Source organism: Peribacillus frigoritolerans (genome assembly GCF_040250305.1).
Classification (GTDB): domain Bacteria; phylum Bacillota; class Bacilli; order Bacillales; family DSM-1321; genus Peribacillus.
On the sequence record NZ_CP158190.1, the window covers coordinates 1522999 to 1542863 of the forward strand.

Consider the following 19865-nt stretch of genomic DNA (forward strand, 5'->3'; position numbering starts at 1 on the left):
GAGAACCAAATGAAAAAATTGTCAGTTTTTTTGATTATAGTACTGGTTATATGTTTTGCTGCATATGAGTTTCAGGCCTCGGAGTCGGAAGATGTGCAAAGGGTGATGGCTTTTGGAGATTCGTTAACCTATGGAAAAGGGGATAAGGACGGGGAAGGATATATAGAAGGCCTGGAGGATGAATTGAATAACCCGGAATCGGAACAAAAGGTGAGTTTTTGGAATTACGGTATAAAAGGCCAGGAAACGGATGGGGTGATGAAACAGCTTGATGATTACCGCATTAAAACGAAACTTGATGAAGCCGATACTTTCATCGTTTATATCGGAACGAATGACTTGATCAATAGTAACGGCGGGGACTTGGAGAAAATCAGTGATCGTAAAATCAATGAGGGTAAACGGGAGTATATCAGCCATCTGAAAAAGATTACGGCAACACTGATAAAGGCAAACGATAAAGCGGATATTCTGGTAGTGGGACTATATAACCCGATTAAAGGAAATCAAAAACTTGAAAAGCACATTCGCGATTATAACCAGTCAATAAAGGGAATAGCGGATAAAGACAAAAGGATGTTATTCATTCCTACGAATGATCTTTTTGAAGGTAAAAAGAAAACAGAGTATTTCAGTGATAAGTTACATCCGAACGAAAAAGGGTATCAGCTCATTGCGAATCGGGTTTTGAAAAGTTATGATTTCAAATGAAAGCAAAAATGCACAGAAAGACATTCTGTGCATTTTTGCTTGCTAGGAATTTAATATGGCTTTTAGTTGCGGGAACTGCAAATCATGGAGCTGCTTGTATCTGCCGTCGTTTTGCAATAACTGTTCATGTGTTCCTTTTTCATGAACCTGCCCTTTTTCCAGGACAATTATTTGATCGGCATCATGAATGGTCGATAAACGATGTGCAATGACTATTGAAGTCCGGTTTATCAATAAACGTGACAAAGCTTCCTGTATCAAATGTTCGGATTCTGTATCCAAGGCCGCCGTTGCTTCATCGAGAATGATGATTTGCGGATTTTTCAAAAGTGCCCTGGCAATGGCAATGCGCTGTTTTTGTCCGCCTGAAAGCTTGACTCCGCGCTCTCCAATTTGAGAATCATAACCATCAGGAAAGGCACTGATAAAGTCATGCGCATTTGCCGCTTTGGCGGATTCGATGATTTCATCATCTGTAGCATCAAGTTTTCCATACACGATGTTATCACGGATGGAACCGTTGAATAAAATGATATCCTGAGAGACAACTCCCATTTGTCCCCTTAATGATTTCAGTGATACATTTTTGATATCATGGCCATCCATTTTAATAGTTCCATCTTGCGGGTCATAAAATCGGATCAAAAGGCTCGTGATGGTCGATTTTCCTGCACCAGAGGAGCCGACCAGAGCGGTTACTTGACCAGCTTTCATGGTCAGGTTTAAATTGCTGAGCACGGGAACACCCATATCATATGCAAAATCAACACATTGAAATTCAATTTGCTTTTTTATGGAAGGGAGTTCAATGGCATTTCCCTTGTCACTTATTTCAGGTTGAGTTTCCAATATTTCATTTATCCGCTCAAAGGCGGCGGCTGATTGCTGGACAATGCTGATGACCCGGCTAAAATTGCGAACGGGACTCTGCAGCAACCTTAAATAGGCGAGGAAGGCAACTATTAATCCTATTGTGAATTCACCTTCCATCACTTGCCAAGCACCGAACACAATGACTGCTACAAGACCGATATTGTTCAATAAATCAATAATCGGACCGAACATGGAACGTAGTCGAACGGACTTAACGTTTGCAGCCATATTTTCCTGATTACGCTCGGCAAACCGCCTTGATTCGAACTCTTCATTTGTAAAAGATTGAATGAGCCGCATTCCTGAAAGGGAATCCTGTAACTGGTTGCTGACATCTCCTGCGGAACTTTGCACAGACCTAAATGACATCCTGATGCGTTTTCCGAATACCCTTGTGATATAGAACATGAACGGGAATGTAAAAAGAAGGACAATGGTCAGCTTCCAGTTAATGAAAAGCATATATACCGCCACGGCAATGAAAGTCACCGTGTCTGTCAAGACTTGAAGCATGCTCGAAGAAATGAGCTGCTGCAGTAAGTTGACATCATTGGTCAACCGGGACATTAAGTCACCAGTACGGTTTTTGTCAAAGAATTTCATATCCAGTGTTTGAATATGGTCATACATGCTATTCCGTATATCCATAATAGCCTTTTGACCGACCTTGGAAACGATATAGCTGTTAAAGTAGTTCAGTAAAGCCAATAAGATGCTAGCACAAAGAATTCCTGTGCCAATCCAGATTAACAAATCATATCTTTTTTCGGGAATGACTTTATCAATCGTAAACTGCGTCAACTGGGGGATGGAGAACTCAAGCAATGAAATGAAAAGCATTATACATAAAGTCAAAGTGCAAAACTTCCATTTGGATGGTACCCGATTGAACATTTGTTTGAGCATCAACCATATGCTTCCTTTTGAGGGTATTGCATGCAGGGCACTGCGGCCTTTGTGGCTGAATGGAATATGTCCTCCACTCATAAACGATCACTCCTATTTAGACTATCCATGATGAATTTTGAAAGTCATTTGAATTTTACCTTAATGACTATCATAGAGCTTTTAAAAAAATAGACAACTTTTAATCGGTTCGTTTCTGTCAAAAAGTATTATTATTTTACACTTTCCTATAGGACATGGAATAATTAAAGGAGATTAGCGAGTCTTATAAGAGGAGATGCTAAAAATGAATGAAAATGAAAAAATCAGGGAAGAGCTTTTAAATGCGGTCAACGGACTATCGGATGAACAGCTGAACGCCCATCCTGAAACAGGACGATGGAGCATCATCCAGGTATTGGATCATTTATATTTAATGGAGAGGGCCATAACAAAGACCATATCCGATAAATTGAAAAGTGACGATAGTGTTCCTGCTGTGGATAAACCGATCGAGCTTACTTTAAATCGTGAAGTGAAGGTCCAGGCCCCGCCATTTGTCATTCCGTCAGAATCATACCAAACTTTGAGTGAGGTTAAGGAAAAGTTGTCCGAATCCCGAAAAGCTTTTGTACAGGTCGTTGTCCATGCAAAGGAAATTGATCTCGAACAAAAGTCTTTTCCACATCCTTTGTTTAAAGATTTAAGCTTGAAGCAATGGATCCCGTTCGTGGGACTTCATGAAAAACGGCATTTATTGCAAATTGAAGAATTGAAAGCAAAATTATAATGGAAGAAACTCATCCGTCTTAGGTTGAGTTTTTCACTTTCAGACAGATATTCGTAAAGGAAGGATTTTTCAGTGAAAGCCACTTGGGTAAGGACATGTTTGGTATTGGGCTTTTTAGGATTGTTACTGGGGCTCTTGTTCAAGTATATGCTTCCTCCTGATCTGGATGAAATCGAACTGACTGACGAGCTGAATCCGATTGTCGCCGAAAAAAAAGACGAGCTCATTCAATTGGCTAATGACAAAGGCATCCCGGTTATCATTACGGCGGGGTTCCGGTCTATAGCCGAGCAAAATGAGCTATATGAAAAGGGCAGATCAGACTCGGGCAACATCGTAACGAATGCAAGAGGTGGCGAGTCGCTGCATAATTTCGGTTTGGCGATAGATTTTGCCCTCCTTAACAAACAAGGCGAGGCCATTTGGGACATGAGTTATGACGGCAACGATAATGGAAAGTCGGATTGGATGGAAGTCGTAACCATCGCTAAAGAGTTAGGTTTTGATTGGGGAGGGGATTGGGCAGGGTTCAAGGATTATCCGCATTTACAAATGACATTTGGCTTAAGCCTGCGTGAGCTGCAGCAAGGCAAGCAGTCAAAAGGGCAGTGAAAGCAGTGGGCTTCGCTATAGGCCGCATAATTTTGACTAATAGCAGGAAAATAAGCATGTGAATTGCTTTACAGGTAAGAATTCGATAAAGTGGACTAGTGAGAAATCAGACATAAAGGAGTGCAGTCACCATGGAAGAAACAAAAAATTGCCGGGACTCTTTGGTCATAAAAACAAGCCTTGTCCTCCCGCCGGATACAAATAATATTGGTACGATGTTCGGAGGCAAATTAATGGCATACATTGATGATGTAGCGGCTATATCAGCCATGCGTCATGCTCGAAGCAACGTCGTTACTGCATCAACTGATTCTGTCGATTTCCTGCACCCTATTCACGAAGGAAATGCAGTTTGCCTTGAAAGCTTCGTGACGTATACGGGCAGAACATCAATGGAAATCATCGTAAAGGTGATTGCAGAGGATTTAGTTACAGGGGCGCGGAATTTATGCGTCATTTCCTTCTTGACATTTGTTGCCATTAATGAAGAAGGTAAACCAATTCCGGTTCCGCGTTTGGTTCCTGAAACAGAGATGGAAATGAATTTAAATGAATCAGCAAAACAACGGGCCCAGATAAGGAAAAAACGAAGGGAAGATACACAGTTCATTGCTAGTACTTTCGGAGTGAAACTGCCATGGACCGATCAATCAAATCCAGGATTATATAAATAAGATACGCATCCCTTCTTTCTTATTAATGATTGAGACCAAATTCATTGTGATTTGGTCTTTTATTCAACGCCAGGGGTTTGGGGGAAAAATCAGTACTCACATCTTACAGCTTAAAAAGAAATGTGAAAAGACGCTTGGATAAGTCCAAGCGTCTTTCTTATGTTATGGTTTGATACTATTAGCACTTTAGTCATCGCTTGCTAAAATACCAAAGAAGCGCAAGATGTTAATGAATAGGTTAATGAAATCAAGATATAGATTCAAGGCCATGAGCGGTACTTCTTCGGCTGTTACCCCGTAATGCTTCATTCGATTGAAATCATATAAAATATAACCACTGAAAACTAAAATCCCGATAAAGGAAAAGACCAGCATGGCTGTAGAGCTTAATGGAGAGAAAATGTTGAATATGCTAATGACCACTAAAGCTAGCAAGGCCGCAAATAACATCCCTCCCAAGAAAGAAAGGTCCCTTTTGGTGGTTGTGGCATAAATCGCCAGTCCTCCAAATACGACTGTCGTCGTCACACCTGCCAGGATCACCACATTTGCCCCTGCAGCAGCTAGGTAGTGTGCGATGATCGGATAGGTCGTAATTCCAGAAATCAACGTGAAACTATACAAAAATGTGTAGCCGATGGCTTTTTTCCTCCGCAATATGAATGCTCCAATCAACATGGCGATCTCAAGTATCGCCAAGGGAAGAAACAACGATGGCGGTACAAGAGTGCCTAGAGCCATCCCTAAAACGGAAACGGCAAGTGATAAAGCGAACGTCCGCATGACGGACGGCATATATGTTTGTACAGTTTGTGAATACATTCAATCACCTCATCATTTATTTTCTACCGTTTTCTACGAATCTGTTTTAAAAAGGTTTCATTGCATTACATGAAAATTAGGTGTTTTTTTAAAAGTATTGAAATATATATGAAGTAATTACCTTTTCTATGATATTCTTGCAAATATACTAATTTTTCTGAAATATTAAAATACTTCAACCAGAACCATTCCGCGGTACGTAAAACGACAAGGTCAATAAATGGGCATAAACTTAAAAAAAGATATCTTGAAATAATAAATTCAAAATTATTGATTCTATATATTTAATCGGACTTCAAAACTTTACTGTATAACAGTTATAAAGGAAACGATTTTTTATTGCAGAAAATTATTCCTAAAGTTATAAAATATGAAAAAAATGTGATTATTTTCTAAAAAAACTGTTGTATAAATGTAATAAATTGATTAAAATTTTAACTAATTATCAGAAGATTAATTATTTTCCCGATAAAATAGTTTAGGGGGAGCAAGGATGAAGAAAGCTATTTTACAAATAGAGAACCTAACTACCTCATTTCGAATCGGTAACAAATATCATGCAGCGGTGGATGATGTTTCGTTTACGGTGAATGAAAATGAAATTGTAGCAGTTGTTGGAGAATCAGGTTGTGGAAAGAGTGCCTTGGCCTTATCTATCATGCAATTACATAATAAGCAGAGAACGAAATCCGAAGGAAATATCAATTATAAAGGTCAAAATCTACTAAAGTTGAATGATGTGCAAATGAATAAAGTCCGTGGTAAGGAATTGGGTATGATATTCCAGGAACCATTAACGGCTTTGAACCCGCTCATGACCATAGGAAAACAGATCGAGGAGAATCTTGATTACCATACTGAACTCTCCAGTGCTGAAAAAAAGAACAGGACGATCGAACTTTTGACACAAGTGGGAATTCCTTATCCTGAACGGACGTACAAGCAATATCCGCATGAGCTCTCGGGCGGAATGCGGCAAAGGGCAATGATATCGATTGCCATTGCTTGCAACCCTGCGCTGGTCATTGCCGATGAACCCACGACGGCACTGGATGTTACGATTCAAGCACAAATACTTGATCTGCTGAAGGATATCCAAAGCAGGACAAAAATGGGGATCATCTTAATTACACATGATCTGAGCGTCGTAGCTGAAGTCGCTGACAGGATCGTTGTCATGTATGCAGGTCAGGTAGTGGAAACGGGAAGTGTTAAAGAGATATTCAACAATCCGCTGCATCCATATACGAGGTCGTTATTAAATTCGATTCCTTCGGCTGCACACGAGAAAAACCGGTTGCACGTTATTGAGGGAATCGTTCCATCGATAGCTAAAATGGATCGGATAGGATGTCGTTTCCAAGATAGGATTCCTTGGATACCTAAGCATGCGCATGAAGAGACACCCCAACTTCACGAAGTGGGCAACGACCATTTTGTGCGCTGTACGTGCTATAAAAAATTTTATTTTCAAGCTGAAGGAGATGCATCGGCCCATGACATTACTCAAATTAGATAATCTGAAAGTGCATTTTCCAATAAGGGGCGGTTTTTTCAGAAGGGTGGTCGATCACGTAAAGGCCGTGGACGGTGTTTCCTTTGAGTTGCAGCAAGGGGAAACATATGGGTTGGTCGGGGAATCCGGAAGCGGCAAGTCCACGACAGGCAAGGCAGTGGTCAAGCTGAATGATGTCACATCCGGACAAATCCTGTTTGAAGGCAGGGATTTAGCATCTTTAAGTAGAAAAGAAATTAAACCATTTAGAAAAGATATCCAAATGATTTTCCAAGACCCGTATTCATCATTGAATCCCAAGAAGAGGGTACTTGACATCATTGCCGAACCGCTGAGGAACTTCGAACGGTTATCACCTTCAGAGGAAAAGAAAATCGTCCAGGACTTCTTGGACAAAGTCGGACTCAGTCCGGAGTCGATTCACAAGTATCCTCATGAATTTTCAGGGGGACAGCGCCAGCGGATTGGGATTGCCAGGTCTTTGACATTGAAACCTAAACTGATCATTGCGGATGAACCGGTGTCAGCACTGGATGTTTCCGTTCAGGCACAGGTATTGAATTTCCTTCAGGATCTTCAACAGGAGTTCAATTTGACTTATTTATTTGTCGGTCATGACTTAGGTGTAATCCGGCATATGTGTGACCGGATGGGCGTTATGTATCGAGGTAGATTGGTAGAGGAAGGCAAAAGCGAGGAAATCTATGAAAATCCGCAACATATATACACGAAGCGCCTGATTGCCGCCATTCCGGATTTAGAGCCGGAAGTTCGCGAAGATAAAGTGCAGCTTAGAAAAAAACTCACCTCGGAATATGAGTCTACCTACTCAAAATATTTCGATGAGAATGGACGTGCCTACGATTTGAAGCCAATTTCATCGACACATAGAGTCGCATTACAATAAGGAGGTGGAAGGAATATGTGGAAGTTTATCCTAAGGCGTTTATTAGTTATGATCCCGCAGCTCTTTTTATTGAGCATCATCGTTTTCATGATGGCAAAAGCAATGCCGGGAGATGCACTGTCAGGCCAGGAAATCAATCCTAGGGCAAACCCGGCCGAGCTTGATAGGATCAGGGAAGAACTGGGTTTGAATGACCCTTGGTACCAACAATATATAAGGTGGGCATCCAATGCAGTACAGGGGGATTTCGGTATTTCCTATACACATAAGACGCCTGTCATGGATGTTATCGAAGACAGGCTTTGGAACACGGTGTTCCTGGCGTTGGTCACGCTGATCTTTACATATATGCTTGCAATTCCATTAGGCATACTTAGCGGAAGGTATAACGATACCTGGGTGGATAAAACCGTTACGGGTTATAGCTATGTAGGATTTGGCACGCCGATTTTCATTTTTGCTTTAATCATGTTATTCGTTTTCGGATTTGCCCTGGATTGGTTCCCGTCTGGTGGCAGTGTCGATTCAAAGGTGGATGAAGGAACATTCGCCTATGTTGTAAGCAAGATCAATCATTTGATTTTACCAGCTTTAAGTACAGCTTTAATTGCAACAACAAGTACGATCCAATATTTGCGAAATGAAATCATCGATAATAAAATCAAGGATTTCGTAAGGACAGCGCGTTCGAAGGGAGTGCCTGAATCAAAAGTATATTCACGGCATATCCTGAGAAATTCCTTTTTACCGATAGCGGCATTCTTAGGTTATGAAATTACTGGATTGATCGGAGGCGCGGTCATAATCGAGACCATTTTCAGTTATCCGGGTCTGGGGCAGCTTTTCCTTAGTTCAGTCAGTCTGCGGGATTTCAGCGTTGTCACGGCCATCGTCATGATGACGGGATTTGCCACTCTGCTTGGCACTCTTCTTTCGGACATCATACTTAGTGCGGTCGATCCGCGCATACGGATAGAATAGGAGCGGGGTGAGTCGTATGGAAATGAAAGTAGAAACCGGAAAGAACATACAAGTTAACGATGTGAGCCCTTCAGGAATCAAAATCATCTGGCAGGAAATCAAAAAGGATAAACTTGCCATGGGCTCATTGATTATATTAGCAGCCATATTGATTTTTGTTTACGGTGCGTCGCTCTTCATGGACGCCAAGGAAATAGCCAAGGTCGATTTCCTCTCCATTTATATGGAACCATCTTCAGACTATTGGCTTGGAACCGATTATGGCGGCCGGGATGTATTTGCACAATTGATAGTGGGTACAAGGAATTCATTCACGATCAGTTTATTCATAACATTATTCACCGCTATCATCGGTTTATCATTAGGGCTTCTGGCTGGCTACTTCGGCGGGGCAACCGATAATGTGATCATGCGGATTATCGATTTCGTGATTGCCCTGCCGCAATTGATGTTCATCATCGTTGTAGTCACGATTGTACCGATCTTCAATGTATATGTTTTCATTTTAATCATGACGATGTTTTTATGGACAGGTAAGGCCCGGCTGATTCGTTCAAAGGCTTTGTCAGAGCGTGAGCTGGATTATATCCACGCCTCACAGACACTCGGGACGCCACATTGGAAAATCATCCTGTTTCAGCTTCTGCCCAATGTCAGTTCACTGATCATCGTTAACTTCATTTTGAACCTTGCTGGCAATATTGGCCTAGAATCCAGTTTGACTTTCTTAGGGTTCGGTCTTCCGGAGAGCACGCCGAGTTTAGGGACGCTCATCAGCTATGCTCGAAATCCAGATGTTCTGGAAAACAAGTGGTGGATATGGGTACCCGCATCACTCATGATTTTAGTGTTGATGCTGAGTATAAATTTCGTTGGTCAAGCGTTAAAACGCGCCGCCGATGCAAGACAAAGAAGAGGATAAAAAAGGGGAGTGTATGATATGAAAATCAAAAGCTACAGTAAGGTATTAAGTGCATTGGCCATTTCGTCTCTACTGCTTGCTGCATGTTCGGATGATACGGAGAAATCATCAACGAAAGAGAAAAAAGGGAAAGATGTCGAACAGGTCGATACCTCTAAATTCCCGACAAAGACGACGAATCAAGGAGAGCCGATTGAAGGCGGCCATTTGACATATGGATTGGTATCCGATACCCCGTTTGAAGGGATATTAAACAAAGTTTTCTATCAAGGCGAACCTGATAACCAAGTTATCTCATTCTTTGATGAAGATTTATTGGATACAGACGAAAACTATGTTTTCACGAATGAAGGTGCCGCTTCCTATGAGATTTCGGATGATCATAAAACGGTTACGCTGACAATTAAGGATAATGTGAAATGGCATGATGGAAAGCCTGTGACAGGCGCTGATTTAGAATATGCATACCTTGTCATGGGAAGCAAAGATTATAAAGGTGTACGCTATGATGAACAAATGGCTTTAATCGAGGGTATGGAGGAGTATCATGAAGGGAAAGCGGACAAGATTTCAGGCATAAAAGTCGACGGCAAGAAAATCACTTTCACTTTCAAAAAAGCGAATCCTTCTGTCACGACCGGATTATGGACATACCCGCTTCATAAAGAATACTTAAAAGATGTTCCGATTGCAGATTTGGAATCATCGGATAAAATCCGTAAAAATCCGATTGGTTTTGGACCATTCAAAGTGAAGAAAATCGTTCAAGGGGAAGCGGTCGAATTCGAAGCGAACAAAGATTATTACCGCGGTGAACCTAAATTGGACAGTGTCACATTAAAAGTCGTGAATCCGTCTGTTGTCGTCAAGTCACTTGAAAATGGCGACCTCGATGTAGCGGAGGTCCTGGCGGAGCAATATGAACAGGCCAAGGAACTGGACAATGTCGAATTATTGGGGAAAGTTGAATTGGCTTATTCCTATATTGGTTTCAACTTCGGTCATTATGATAAGGAAAAAGAAGAAAATGTTATGGATGAGAATCCAAAATTCGGTGATAAACGCCTTCGTCAGGCAATGGCATATGCCATCAATAATGAAGAAGTTGGCGAAAAAATGTTCAAGGGCCTTCGCTTCCCTGCCAACTCTGTCATTACACCGAACTTTAAATATAACAATAAAGATGTAAAACCATATGAATATGATCCAGAAAAAGCAAAAAAACTTTTGGATGATGCAGGTTTTGTAGATACGAATAATGATGGCCTTCGAGAAGATGCGGATGGAAAAGAGTTCAAGATCAACTTTGCTTCCATGAGCGGTTCCGATGTTTCTGAGCCACTAGCGAAGTATTATATCCAGCAATGGGAACAAGTAGGTTTGGACGTTGAATTGCAGGATGGAAGGCTGCATGAGTTCAATTCATTCTATGACCTGCTGAAAAAGGATAATGACGAAGTTGATGTATATTCAGCTGCATGGGGTGTCGCTTCCGATCCGGATCCATCAGGAATTTGGTCCAGATCTGCAGAATTTAACTATACCCGCTGGGTGAATGAAAAAAATGATGAGCTCCTTGCTAAAGGGATTTCAGAGGAAGCCTTCGATGATCAATATCGAATCGATACGTATAATGAGTGGCAAGAATTGATCCATGAAGAGGTTCCGGTCATTCCGACATTATTCCGTTATCAATTGGCTGGAGTGAATGAACGTGTTACAGGTTATGATTATCTCGCAGGCCGCCAATATCAGTGGCATAATGTCGGTGTAACGAAATAATTTAATTGATGAAAAGCGGCTGCCTATATGGGCGGTCGTTTTTTTGCGTTTCAATGAAGTGGATAAAGGTTATATAGATAATAGTAAGTAATTGGAAGGGTGATATTGATGGAAGTGAGAAATCCTAATGAAACAAAGAGAGAGTTAGAAATATTGTTTACTGAATCGGTTGGCCGTTTACTGAAGCCTCTCGAAGAGGAAATCATTGCAGACATTACAGCCTATCCAGACGAAAAGAGAATTGCCTTCTTGGAGTATATGAAGGAAATGTCCAACAAACAAAGACAGTTGAAGTAAGTTGAACTTTCATCATGAAGGAGGTTTTTTTTAATGAGAACCGAAGATATGGATAGATACAAAGTATGGCGCGATAAGTGGAAAAGAAAAGTGAATATGGAGAATTTAGCGTTATATGGAATTTCAACATTAGTTATGGCCATGTTGCCTGTCCTGGCTTTTATGAGTTAAATCGATTAAGGACCGCCTTTTGGCGGTCTTTAAATATGTTAAAAGTTGCCATGAAAAGATATAATGAAGCAAGAGGAAAGGAGAGATTTGCATGAGCGTGGTCGAAGAAAAAGAAATTGTATCTTACATAAAAGAATTGGTGTCCATACCCAGCCCCTCCGGCTATACTGAGAAAGCCATTAAATACGCGGCCGATTTCATGGAGCAGAGGAAGGTTCCTTACAACATTACGAATAAAGGGGCATTGCTTGCCTCGTTAAAAGGCGAAGATGATGACAAACATCGCTTGCTTACTGCCCATGTCGATACTCTGGGAGCCATGGTAAAGGAAATCAAGGCGAATGGCCGCCTTAAATTGACGATGATCGGCGGTTTCCGCTGGAACTCAGTGGAAGGGGAGTATTGTAAAATCCATACAGCTGACGGAGCCTTTATCACCGGGACCATTTTAATCAATCAGACCTCTGTCCACGTATATAAAAATGCCGGCGATGCCAAGCGGGATGATGAGACAATAGAGGTCCGGATAGATGCTGTCGTGAAAACTAAAGCGGAAACCGAGGCCATTGGCATTTCTGTTGGAGATTTTGTCTCCTTTGAACCGAGAGTGGAAGTGACGGATACAGGCTTTTTGAAATCAAGGCATTTGGATGATAAAGCTAGCGTAGGCATCCTCCTTCATATCATTGACCTCATTTCCGCAGGAAAGATAAAATTGGCCTATACGACCCATTTCCTGATTTCCAACAATGAAGAAATCGGCTATGGCGGAAATTCCAATATCCCTGAGAAAACAGTCGAATATCTAGCTGTCGATATGGGCGCGATCGGTGATGGACAATCGACGGATGAATTCAGCGTTTCCATTTGCGCAAAAGACTCCTCGGGTCCTTATCATTATAAACTGCGTCAGCATTTAGTTTCACTTGCCCAAGCAAATGCCGTCGACTACCGAGTCGATATTTATCCATATTATGGATCGGACGCTTCCGCCGCAATCCGGGCAGGATATGATGTCGTACATGGTCTGATCGGACCGGGAATCGATGCATCACATGCCTTCGAGCGGACACATGTCTCTTCATTAAAGCATACAGCCAATCTGATTTTGCACTATATCCAATCAGAGTTGGTATAATCGTGAAAAAAGCCCGCATTCATGTGCGGGCTTTTAACTGTTTTTTAGCGATATTTTTATTATAGTACTGTGTTTTTAGTGAGGTGCACGTGAATTTCGATCATTTACTCGTGAATTGACGGATTACTAGTGAATTTCGATTAAATACTCGTAAGTTTTGGTGTTTAACTCGTGAGTTTAGGCCATTTACTCGGAAGTATTGGTGTTTAACTCGTGAGTTTGGGCCATTTACTCGTGAGTTTAGGCCATTTACTCGTGAGGTTTGGGCCATTTACTCGTGAGGTTTGGGCCATTTACTCGTGAGGTTTGGGCCATTTACTCGTGAGTTTGAGCGTAATACTCGTGAATTGGCGTAAGTACAAAAAATAAAGATTTACAATGATAATTCTTGTGGAGGTTCACCGTTGTTGTTCATCAACCGGATGCTTTCCGGCTTAATTTGCAGGATTAAATAATTCGGATCTTTCGGACCTTCGAACCAATCTTCAAATGATTCATTCCATAATTTATCCTTCAGTTCCTGAGAATCGTTTATTTTCGAGGTACCTGAGATTTCCAGGTAAGAATCGCCCAATCCTTTATTATCATAGCCAATCAGGATATGAACATTAGGATTCTTTTCAATTTCATCAATTTTTTCCGTCTTTCCGCTCGTTGGTGTGTATAAAGTTAAATCATCGTTAAAGAATGTCATATAGCGTGAATGTGGTTTGTTGTTTTCAACTGAAGATAAAACTCCTATTTTATGATCACGGATGATGTTCAACACTTTTTCTTTTATTTGGTTTTGGCTCATTTTTGCACACTCCTTTTATTTTTTTTACTCTATTACTTTTCCTCTCTTTTCATTAAGTTAAACAAAATTCTGCAGTTTGCCATTTTTATGAATGAAGATTGATAGAAGTTGCCATACTAGTCATTATGTGTTCTATTTTGAGCAATTTCATGATGTTAATCCATTTGTAAAGGTGAGTATGATGAATGAATTGTGGTGAATTACTTATCATTGGCGGGGCAGAGGATAAGTGCCTTGAAGGTGAGGTATTAAATAAATTTGTCGAGCTTGCAACCCGTAATAGGGATGGCGGAATAGGAATATTGCCTACAGCGAGTGAAATTCCTGAGGAAGTGAGTACAGAGTATATCAAGATTTTCAGGGATTTAGGCGTGGGCAGGGTGGAAGTGATCAAGCTGGATTCAAGGCAGGATGCAGATGACCCGGCAATTTGTGAACAGCTGACATCTTTTTCCGCCATCTTCATTTCAGGGGGAAACCAAAGCCGATTGTTTGAGCTGATTGGAAAAACCAAATTCCACGATGCCCTTTCTAAAGCCTGGCATAAAGGAATGGTGATAGCAGGGACAAGTGCTGGCGCTTCCATTTTAGGTAAGCATATGATCATTGCTGCTGACACGATGCTGAATGACAATAAGTTAAAGGTTGAGATTGGGGTAGGCTTCGGCTTCCTTGACGGTTTGATAATCGATCAACATTTTTCCCAGCGTGGCCGCTTTGACCGCCTGTTAAGTGCGATAGCAGGGAAAAAGGAAATTATGGGTATTGGCATTGATGAAAATACAGCAATTTTAGTTAAAGACAGTCTTTTTGAAGTAGTTGGCCAACATCAAGTATTGGTTCTTGATGGCAGCACCAGTGATTATATCAATATCACAACTTCTGAGAATGGCAGTGAAGAGTTGACTCTTTCGGGATTTAACCTTCATGCACTAACCAGGGGATACCGTTTTGACCTGCTTAAAAGGAAATTGTTGATGAAAAAGGGGATCCAACAATGATAATCAATCGAGTCCGTTATTTAAAAGGACCTAATTATTTTGCTTATACACCGACGATTTGCATTGAATTGGATATAGGGGAACTGGAACAGAAACCATCTGATTCAATACCTGGATTCAATGAAAAATTGTTAAAGACGCTCCCGAACCTGGGAAGCCATACATGTTCAAAAGGGTATCGAGGCGGTTTTGCCGAAAGGCTGAGAAAAGGAACATGGATGGGACATATATTGGAGCATATGACGATTGAGCTTCAAAACCTGGCCGGAATCGAAGCCATTCGTGGAAAAACGATTATGATGGAAAAGAAGGGTTTTTATTATGTGACCTATGACTATCAGGAACCTCACTCAGGCCTTCAAGCTTTTTTAGCAGCAAAAGATATCGCGGAAGCCATCCTGAATGGTGAAAAGCATATAAATGTACAATCTTATGTAAAACAAATAGAGCAGTTATATTATAAAAATAAACTGGGTCCAAGTACCGAAGCCATTTTTAAGGCAGCACAAGCAAAAGGCATCCCTGTCGAGCGTATGGGTGATGAAAGCTTACTGCGTTTAGGAACCGGTACAAGGCAGAAGTATGTCCAGGCGACAATTTCCAGCCAGACTTCGAATATTGCCGTTGAGAATTCATGTGACAAATCATTGACCAAATCAATTTTAAGAGGGTGTGGCCTCCCTGTACCTGAAGGTGAAGTTGCCCATTCCATCGAAGATATCTTTGCCTCGGCGGACAGGCTGGGTTTTCCGCTGGTCATTAAACCGTATAATGGGAGGCAGGGGCAGGGTGTCATCACCCATATCAAAAATAAGGATGAACTATTCAATGTAATCAATTGTTTGGAGTCGCATGTGGAGAAGTACATAGTCGAACGGCATATTGAAGGACATGATTATCGGTTACTGATAGTCAACGGTGAACTTATAGCAGCTAGTTTGAGGCTTCCTCCCTATGTTATTGGCAACGGTAAGGAATCGATACGTAAATTGATAGAAAAAGAAAACTGTAATGATTTACGGGGGGAAGGACATGAGAAGCCGATGTCAAAAATCCCACTTACACATACCGTGACCTGTTACTTGGAAAAATCGAATCGGACGCTCGATACCATTCCGAATCAAGGGGAATTGGTTCAAGTTGTCGGCAATGCAAATCTTTCAACTGGTGGAAAGGCAATCGATGTAACGGATCAGGTTCATCCCACCATTAAGAATATGTCGGCTGCTGCCGCGAAAGCGATCGGTTTGGATATAGCCGGAATCGATTTTATTTGTGAGGATATATCAAAACCAATCGAACATTCACGGACTGCAATTATTGAAGTGAATGCTGCTCCGGGAATTCGAATGCATCATTATCCGAGCGAAGGGAAAAAAAGGGATGTAGGCAAGGCCATTGTTGATTATTTATTTCCGACTCGGGAAGAGGCAGCTATACCGATCATCGCAGTGACCGGAACAAATGGAAAGACGACAACGACCCGATTGGTTCATTATTTTCTGTCTAATGAAAATACAAAAGTGGGTATGACGAATTCTGATGGAGTATATATCGGAGATGAGGTTTTGGATCAAGGCGACTGCAGTGGTCCGGTCAGTGCAAGAATGGTATTGGCCCATCCTGAAGTTGATGTAGCCGTATTGGAAACGGCCAGAGGAGGGATTCTGCGTGAAGGTCTTGCTTTTCGTAAATGTGATGTGGGGATCATTACCAATGTAAGTGAGGATCACCTCGGCCGTGATGGAATCGATACTTTGGATGATCTCATTAAATTAAAGAGGCTGGTAGCCGAAGTCGTAATGAAGACAGGCTATTGTGTGCTGAATGCAGATGATCCGAATGTAGCTGCCATGAACGCCCATACAGATGGAGAGGTCATTTACACCTCTACTGATGCCACCCAGCCTCACGTTAAGGCTGCGATAAATGGTGGATGTAAAGTTTGGTACGTCAATGAACAAGGTGTAATCTGTCATTCATCTGATGGTGTCATCCATCAATTTATGGATTGCATCAAGATTCCAATAACGATTTCCGGCATGGCACGTCATAATATCGCCAATTTACTTCAGGCGTTAGCCGCAGCCGAAACTCAAGGAATTTCCATGGAAGAACTACGAAGGAAGGCTGCCACATTTATGCCTGATACGAATTTGTCCAAAGGACGTTTCAATTTAAAAAAGTTGAAAGAGCGCACGATCATCATCGACTATGCCCATAATGAAGCAGGATTGAAGGCCATATTCGAAACGGTCAGTGCTTATAACAAAAATCGTCTTATCACTGTTTTGGCAGGACCTGGGGACCGTATTGATGAAGAGCTTATCAGGCTCTCCAAGGCGGCGGCCATGAATTCTGATCTGTTCATCATTAAAGAAGACGATGATTTGCGAGGCAGGGAGCCTTTCGAAGTAGCCAGGCTGCTTCAGGAAGCTGCCGTAGAAGCAGGGTTACAAAAAGATCGGACCTTAATCGAACCTAATGAATTGGACGCATTCATAAAAGCCTGGGAAGCATCACAACCGGGTGACCTATTATTGTTCTTTTACACGGATTTCGAATATGTAGAGAAGTTTTTCGAAAAGGTTTCAACAAATCCATTGCCGAAGAAATAAAACAGTGAATTTCACCCTGAAAATCCACTTTCCATCAAGGCTAGCAATTACTCGCGAAAATTTCACTGTATGAAAAAAAAGCTAATCCAATTGGATTAGCTTTTTTTCATAACCGTTTCATTTGCAGCCGGAACAACGGCATGGTCTTTATTATATATTCGCTGAAGCACGATGGACTGAACAATCATGAATATACCTCCGATTGACCAATATAACGGCAAAGCAGCAGGAGCGGAGAAAGAAATGAATAAAATCATTGCTGGTGAGAGCAGGCTCATCATCTTCATTTGTTTCTGCTGTTCCTCCGGCATTTGTCTCATGGAAATGACCGATTGGAAGTAATAAATGACACCAGCAATAATCGCCATGGCAATATTCGGCTGACCAAGGCTGTACCAAAGGAAACTATGGGTCGCAATTTCATGGGAGCCTTGGATCGCATAATAAAAGCCCATTAGAATCGGCATTTGAATTAAGAGCGGCAAACAGCCCATGTTTAAAGGGTTGACTCCATGCTTTTGGTAAAGCTGCATCATTTCCTGTTGAAGGGCCTTTTGTTTAGCTGGATCTTTCGTCTCTTTGATTTTCTGCTGGATTGCAGTCATTTCCGGTTTCAGACCATTCATCTTCGTTTTCATGCTAAGCTGTGTTTTATATTGCTTGGCAGTCAGTGGAAGCAAGACAAGGCGAATCAAAAATGTCATCATGATGATGCTTAAACCATAGTTGCCATTAAATAAATCAGCATTAAACTCCAGCATTTTTGTCATCGGGTTAACCAAAGCGGTATGAAATGGACCGCTCGTTGCTGCTGAGCATCCTGTCAATAGGGTCGTTGCCAGAAATAGTACGGCAATTAGAAACATGTTTTTCTTCTTCAATATAATTTCCTCCTCAAATTGTTAGTGATTAAACAACGAGAAGGAGGCTTGGCTCATCGGAATCATCTGGTGAATCCTTTTGCCGGATAAATGTGAAGAAGCGCTGTGCACCGCGCCAGTCAAAAATGCTGCCCGCATGAACAGGGGATTTACTTTTATCTGTATGAACGGAAGCTTGATATTTGTCGTTCAAGAGCGATTGCTTTTTATTTAAGAAGTAAAACGCAGCCAGTGGAAAGACAAAGGTAAATAAGTAACCTGCCCATACCGCATGGCGAACGGTCTGATAATCGAATTCTAATAATAATTCCCACATAGGAATCCCTCGTTTTTTCTAAGATAAGAAAATTTGGCCTCCAAAAATGATTCAGGGCCTGAAATGCTTTTGACCTTATTGAGTTTAAATCATTAAGAACACTATATCAAATTCTAGTGCAAGAAAGCTAAAAAATATAGGGATTTTTTCAAAAAATAAACAGGGAATATTTTCTGATTAAATATTTCTGTAGAACCCCAGAGTCGAGACAAGTAATTCGGAATGAAGATGCACATATGGTCGTTCGTCTACATACGGATAAAAGGAAGTTCAATTATGAGGTGAAAAAGTATGAAACCATACAATTCATTCGATCAACAGAATAACAATAACGGTACTGAAAATATATATCAAAATGCACATCTCCGAAACATGGATAATGATTTCTTGGCAGTGCCATATCCATTTGAAAATCAAATAATGGATATAAGGACTCCTCCTGGCCCGCCTGGCCCGTCCTACGGGGACCAGCCGCCGCCGCGGCCGCCCCACGGAGGAGGCCCGCCTCATATAGCTCCGCCATTATTCACTCCACAACTTCATGATGGAATGTCTAAGGCAATGGACACTGGTTCAATAAAAGGGTGTTTATACAAACATACGTATGTTTGGCTTAAAAATGGCCGCTCATTTTGGTTTTACCCCACATATGTCGGCTATAATTCCGTGGCAGGTTAACGATGGAGACGAAGTCAACAGCGATGGGCCTATTATGGAACGGACGCGCATGAGATACAATTCTTTCATTGTTATTAAAATAACAATGCGCATTAGCGGATTGTTCAGTTGTGGACAAAAGGTGGGCGAAAAAAGTACGGTGTAGTCGAACTAATTGGTGAACGGTCGAATAAAGTCTGGTGTGGGTCGAATAAATGGGTGAACGGTCGAATAAAGTGCAGTGTGGGTCGAATAAATGGGTGAACGGTCGAATAAAGTGTAGTGTGGGTCGAAAAACGGCGTGAACGGCCCCCAAAAAAGTGCTCCTTCTTAAAACAACAGGATGTTTTTTTAAGAAGGAGGTTCGGAATGGTCTCACCCCGAACCATGATTTTAAAACGAGACTAGATTATCCTTAATGTTTTTTACTGTAACCCTTATTAGATTGAAGAAATTTGCGACACTCATGCCGAAAACTGGCTAGATGAGACCCCGCTGGATGCTTGCTTTGATGA

20 protein-coding genes are annotated in these 19865 nt (G+C 41.4%); 15 read left to right on the plus strand and 5 right to left on the minus strand.

Going from position 1 to position 19865, the window contains the following annotated elements; translation table 11 throughout:
* Window positions 1-9 precede the first annotated feature (9 nt).
* Complete coding sequence (locus ABOA58_RS07550) at window positions 10-711, plus strand: GDSL-type esterase/lipase family protein (RefSeq protein WP_350301838.1); 702 nt, start codon at window positions 10-12, stop codon at window positions 709-711.
* Window positions 712-753: 42 nt separating this feature from the next.
* On the opposite strand, the gene ABOA58_RS07555 is transcribed toward ABOA58_RS07550, so the two are convergent.
* Complete coding sequence (locus ABOA58_RS07555; RefSeq protein WP_350301839.1) at window positions 754-2571, minus strand: ABC transporter ATP-binding protein; 1818 nt, start codon at window positions 2569-2571, stop codon at window positions 754-756.
* A gap of 205 nt (window positions 2572-2776) precedes the next feature.
* Between ABOA58_RS07555 and ABOA58_RS07560 the strand changes: the two genes are divergently transcribed.
* The 3 genes from ABOA58_RS07560 (at window position 2777) to ABOA58_RS07570 (ending at window position 4545) form a co-directional block, all read left to right on the plus strand.
* Window positions 2777-3259, plus strand: a complete 483-nt coding sequence (locus ABOA58_RS07560; RefSeq protein WP_350301840.1) for a DinB family protein — start codon at window positions 2777-2779, stop codon at window positions 3257-3259.
* 72 nt (window positions 3260-3331) lie between these two features.
* Window positions 3332-3871 carry a M15 family metallopeptidase gene (locus ABOA58_RS07565; RefSeq protein WP_413016416.1) on the plus strand — a complete coding sequence of 180 codons (540 nt, stop codon included), beginning with the start codon at window positions 3332-3334 and terminating at the stop codon, window positions 3869-3871.
* A 131-nt stretch (window positions 3872-4002) separates the two neighbouring features.
* Window positions 4003-4545: an acyl-CoA thioesterase gene (locus tag ABOA58_RS07570; protein WP_034314279.1), complete on the plus strand. Its 543-nt coding sequence runs from the start codon at window positions 4003-4005 to the stop codon at window positions 4543-4545.
* Between the two features lie 186 nt (window positions 4546-4731).
* Here the strand turns inward: ABOA58_RS07570 and ABOA58_RS07575 are convergent, their stop codons facing one another.
* On the minus strand, window positions 4732-5367 hold the full coding sequence (locus ABOA58_RS07575; RefSeq protein ID WP_101224033.1) for a Bax inhibitor-1/YccA family protein: 636 nt from the start codon (window positions 5365-5367) through the stop codon (window positions 4732-4734).
* Between the two features lie 493 nt (window positions 5368-5860).
* Between ABOA58_RS07575 and ABOA58_RS07580 the strand changes: the two genes are divergently transcribed.
* The 8 genes from ABOA58_RS07580 (at window position 5861) to ABOA58_RS07615 (ending at window position 13081) form a co-directional block, all read left to right on the plus strand.
* Window positions 5861-6886, plus strand: coding sequence for an ABC transporter ATP-binding protein (locus tag ABOA58_RS07580; protein WP_350301841.1), 1026 nt, complete (start codon window positions 5861-5863; stop codon window positions 6884-6886).
* The gene (locus tag ABOA58_RS07585) at window positions 6864-7790 is read left to right on the plus strand and encodes an ABC transporter ATP-binding protein (RefSeq protein ID WP_137018949.1); all 927 of its coding nucleotides are present in this window, start codon (window positions 6864-6866) and stop codon (window positions 7788-7790) included. Before ABOA58_RS07580 ends, ABOA58_RS07585 begins: the two co-directional genes overlap by 23 nt.
* A gap of 15 nt (window positions 7791-7805) precedes the next feature.
* Window positions 7806-8771: an oligopeptide ABC transporter permease gene (gene opp4B, locus ABOA58_RS07590; protein WP_137018948.1), complete on the plus strand. Its 966-nt coding sequence runs from the start codon at window positions 7806-7808 to the stop codon at window positions 8769-8771.
* 22 nt (window positions 8772-8793) lie between these two features.
* Window positions 8794-9693, plus strand: a complete 900-nt coding sequence (locus tag ABOA58_RS07595; protein ID WP_434547786.1) for an ABC transporter permease — start codon at window positions 8794-8796, stop codon at window positions 9691-9693.
* Window positions 9694-9711: 18 nt separating this feature from the next.
* Window positions 9712-11475, plus strand: a complete 1764-nt coding sequence (opp4A, locus tag ABOA58_RS07600) for an oligopeptide ABC transporter substrate-binding protein (RefSeq protein ID WP_350301843.1) — start codon at window positions 9712-9714, stop codon at window positions 11473-11475.
* Window positions 11476-11583: 108 nt separating this feature from the next.
* Window positions 11584-11772: a hypothetical protein gene (locus ABOA58_RS07605; RefSeq protein WP_350301844.1), complete on the plus strand. Its 189-nt coding sequence runs from the start codon at window positions 11584-11586 to the stop codon at window positions 11770-11772.
* 33 nt (window positions 11773-11805) lie between these two features.
* On the plus strand, window positions 11806-11943 hold the full coding sequence (locus ABOA58_RS07610) for a hypothetical protein (RefSeq protein WP_350301845.1): 138 nt from the start codon (window positions 11806-11808) through the stop codon (window positions 11941-11943).
* A gap of 91 nt (window positions 11944-12034) precedes the next feature.
* Window positions 12035-13081, plus strand: a complete 1047-nt coding sequence (locus ABOA58_RS07615; RefSeq protein ID WP_350301846.1) for a M42 family metallopeptidase — start codon at window positions 12035-12037, stop codon at window positions 13079-13081.
* A gap of 373 nt (window positions 13082-13454) precedes the next feature.
* Here the strand turns inward: ABOA58_RS07615 and ABOA58_RS07620 are convergent, their stop codons facing one another.
* Window positions 13455-13877 (minus strand): pyridoxamine 5'-phosphate oxidase family protein, encoded by a 423-nt coding sequence (locus ABOA58_RS07620; protein ID WP_101224469.1) that lies wholly within the window; start codon window positions 13875-13877, stop codon window positions 13455-13457.
* A gap of 185 nt (window positions 13878-14062) precedes the next feature.
* Between ABOA58_RS07620 and ABOA58_RS07625 the strand changes: the two genes are divergently transcribed.
* Window positions 14063-14878, plus strand: a complete 816-nt coding sequence (locus ABOA58_RS07625; protein ID WP_350301847.1) for a cyanophycinase — start codon at window positions 14063-14065, stop codon at window positions 14876-14878.
* Complete coding sequence (gene cphA, locus ABOA58_RS07630) at window positions 14875-17496, plus strand: cyanophycin synthetase (protein WP_350301848.1); 2622 nt, start codon at window positions 14875-14877, stop codon at window positions 17494-17496. Before ABOA58_RS07625 ends, cphA begins: the two co-directional genes overlap by 4 nt.
* Window positions 17497-17591: 95 nt before the next feature.
* Here cphA and yidC read toward each other — a convergent pair whose 3' ends face one another.
* Both yidC and ABOA58_RS07640 read right to left on the minus strand, forming a co-directional pair.
* Complete coding sequence (gene yidC / locus ABOA58_RS07635) at window positions 17592-18377, minus strand: membrane protein insertase YidC (RefSeq protein WP_350301849.1); 786 nt, start codon at window positions 18375-18377, stop codon at window positions 17592-17594.
* Between the two features lie 28 nt (window positions 18378-18405).
* The gene (locus tag ABOA58_RS07640) at window positions 18406-18693 is read right to left on the minus strand and encodes a hypothetical protein (RefSeq protein WP_048687259.1); all 288 of its coding nucleotides are present in this window, start codon (window positions 18691-18693) and stop codon (window positions 18406-18408) included.
* A gap of 291 nt (window positions 18694-18984) precedes the next feature.
* On the opposite strand from ABOA58_RS07640, the gene ABOA58_RS07645 reads away from it, so the two are divergent.
* Window positions 18985-19371, plus strand: coding sequence for a hypothetical protein (locus ABOA58_RS07645; RefSeq protein WP_350301850.1), 387 nt, complete (start codon window positions 18985-18987; stop codon window positions 19369-19371).
* Window positions 19372-19865: the final 494 nt, after the last annotated feature.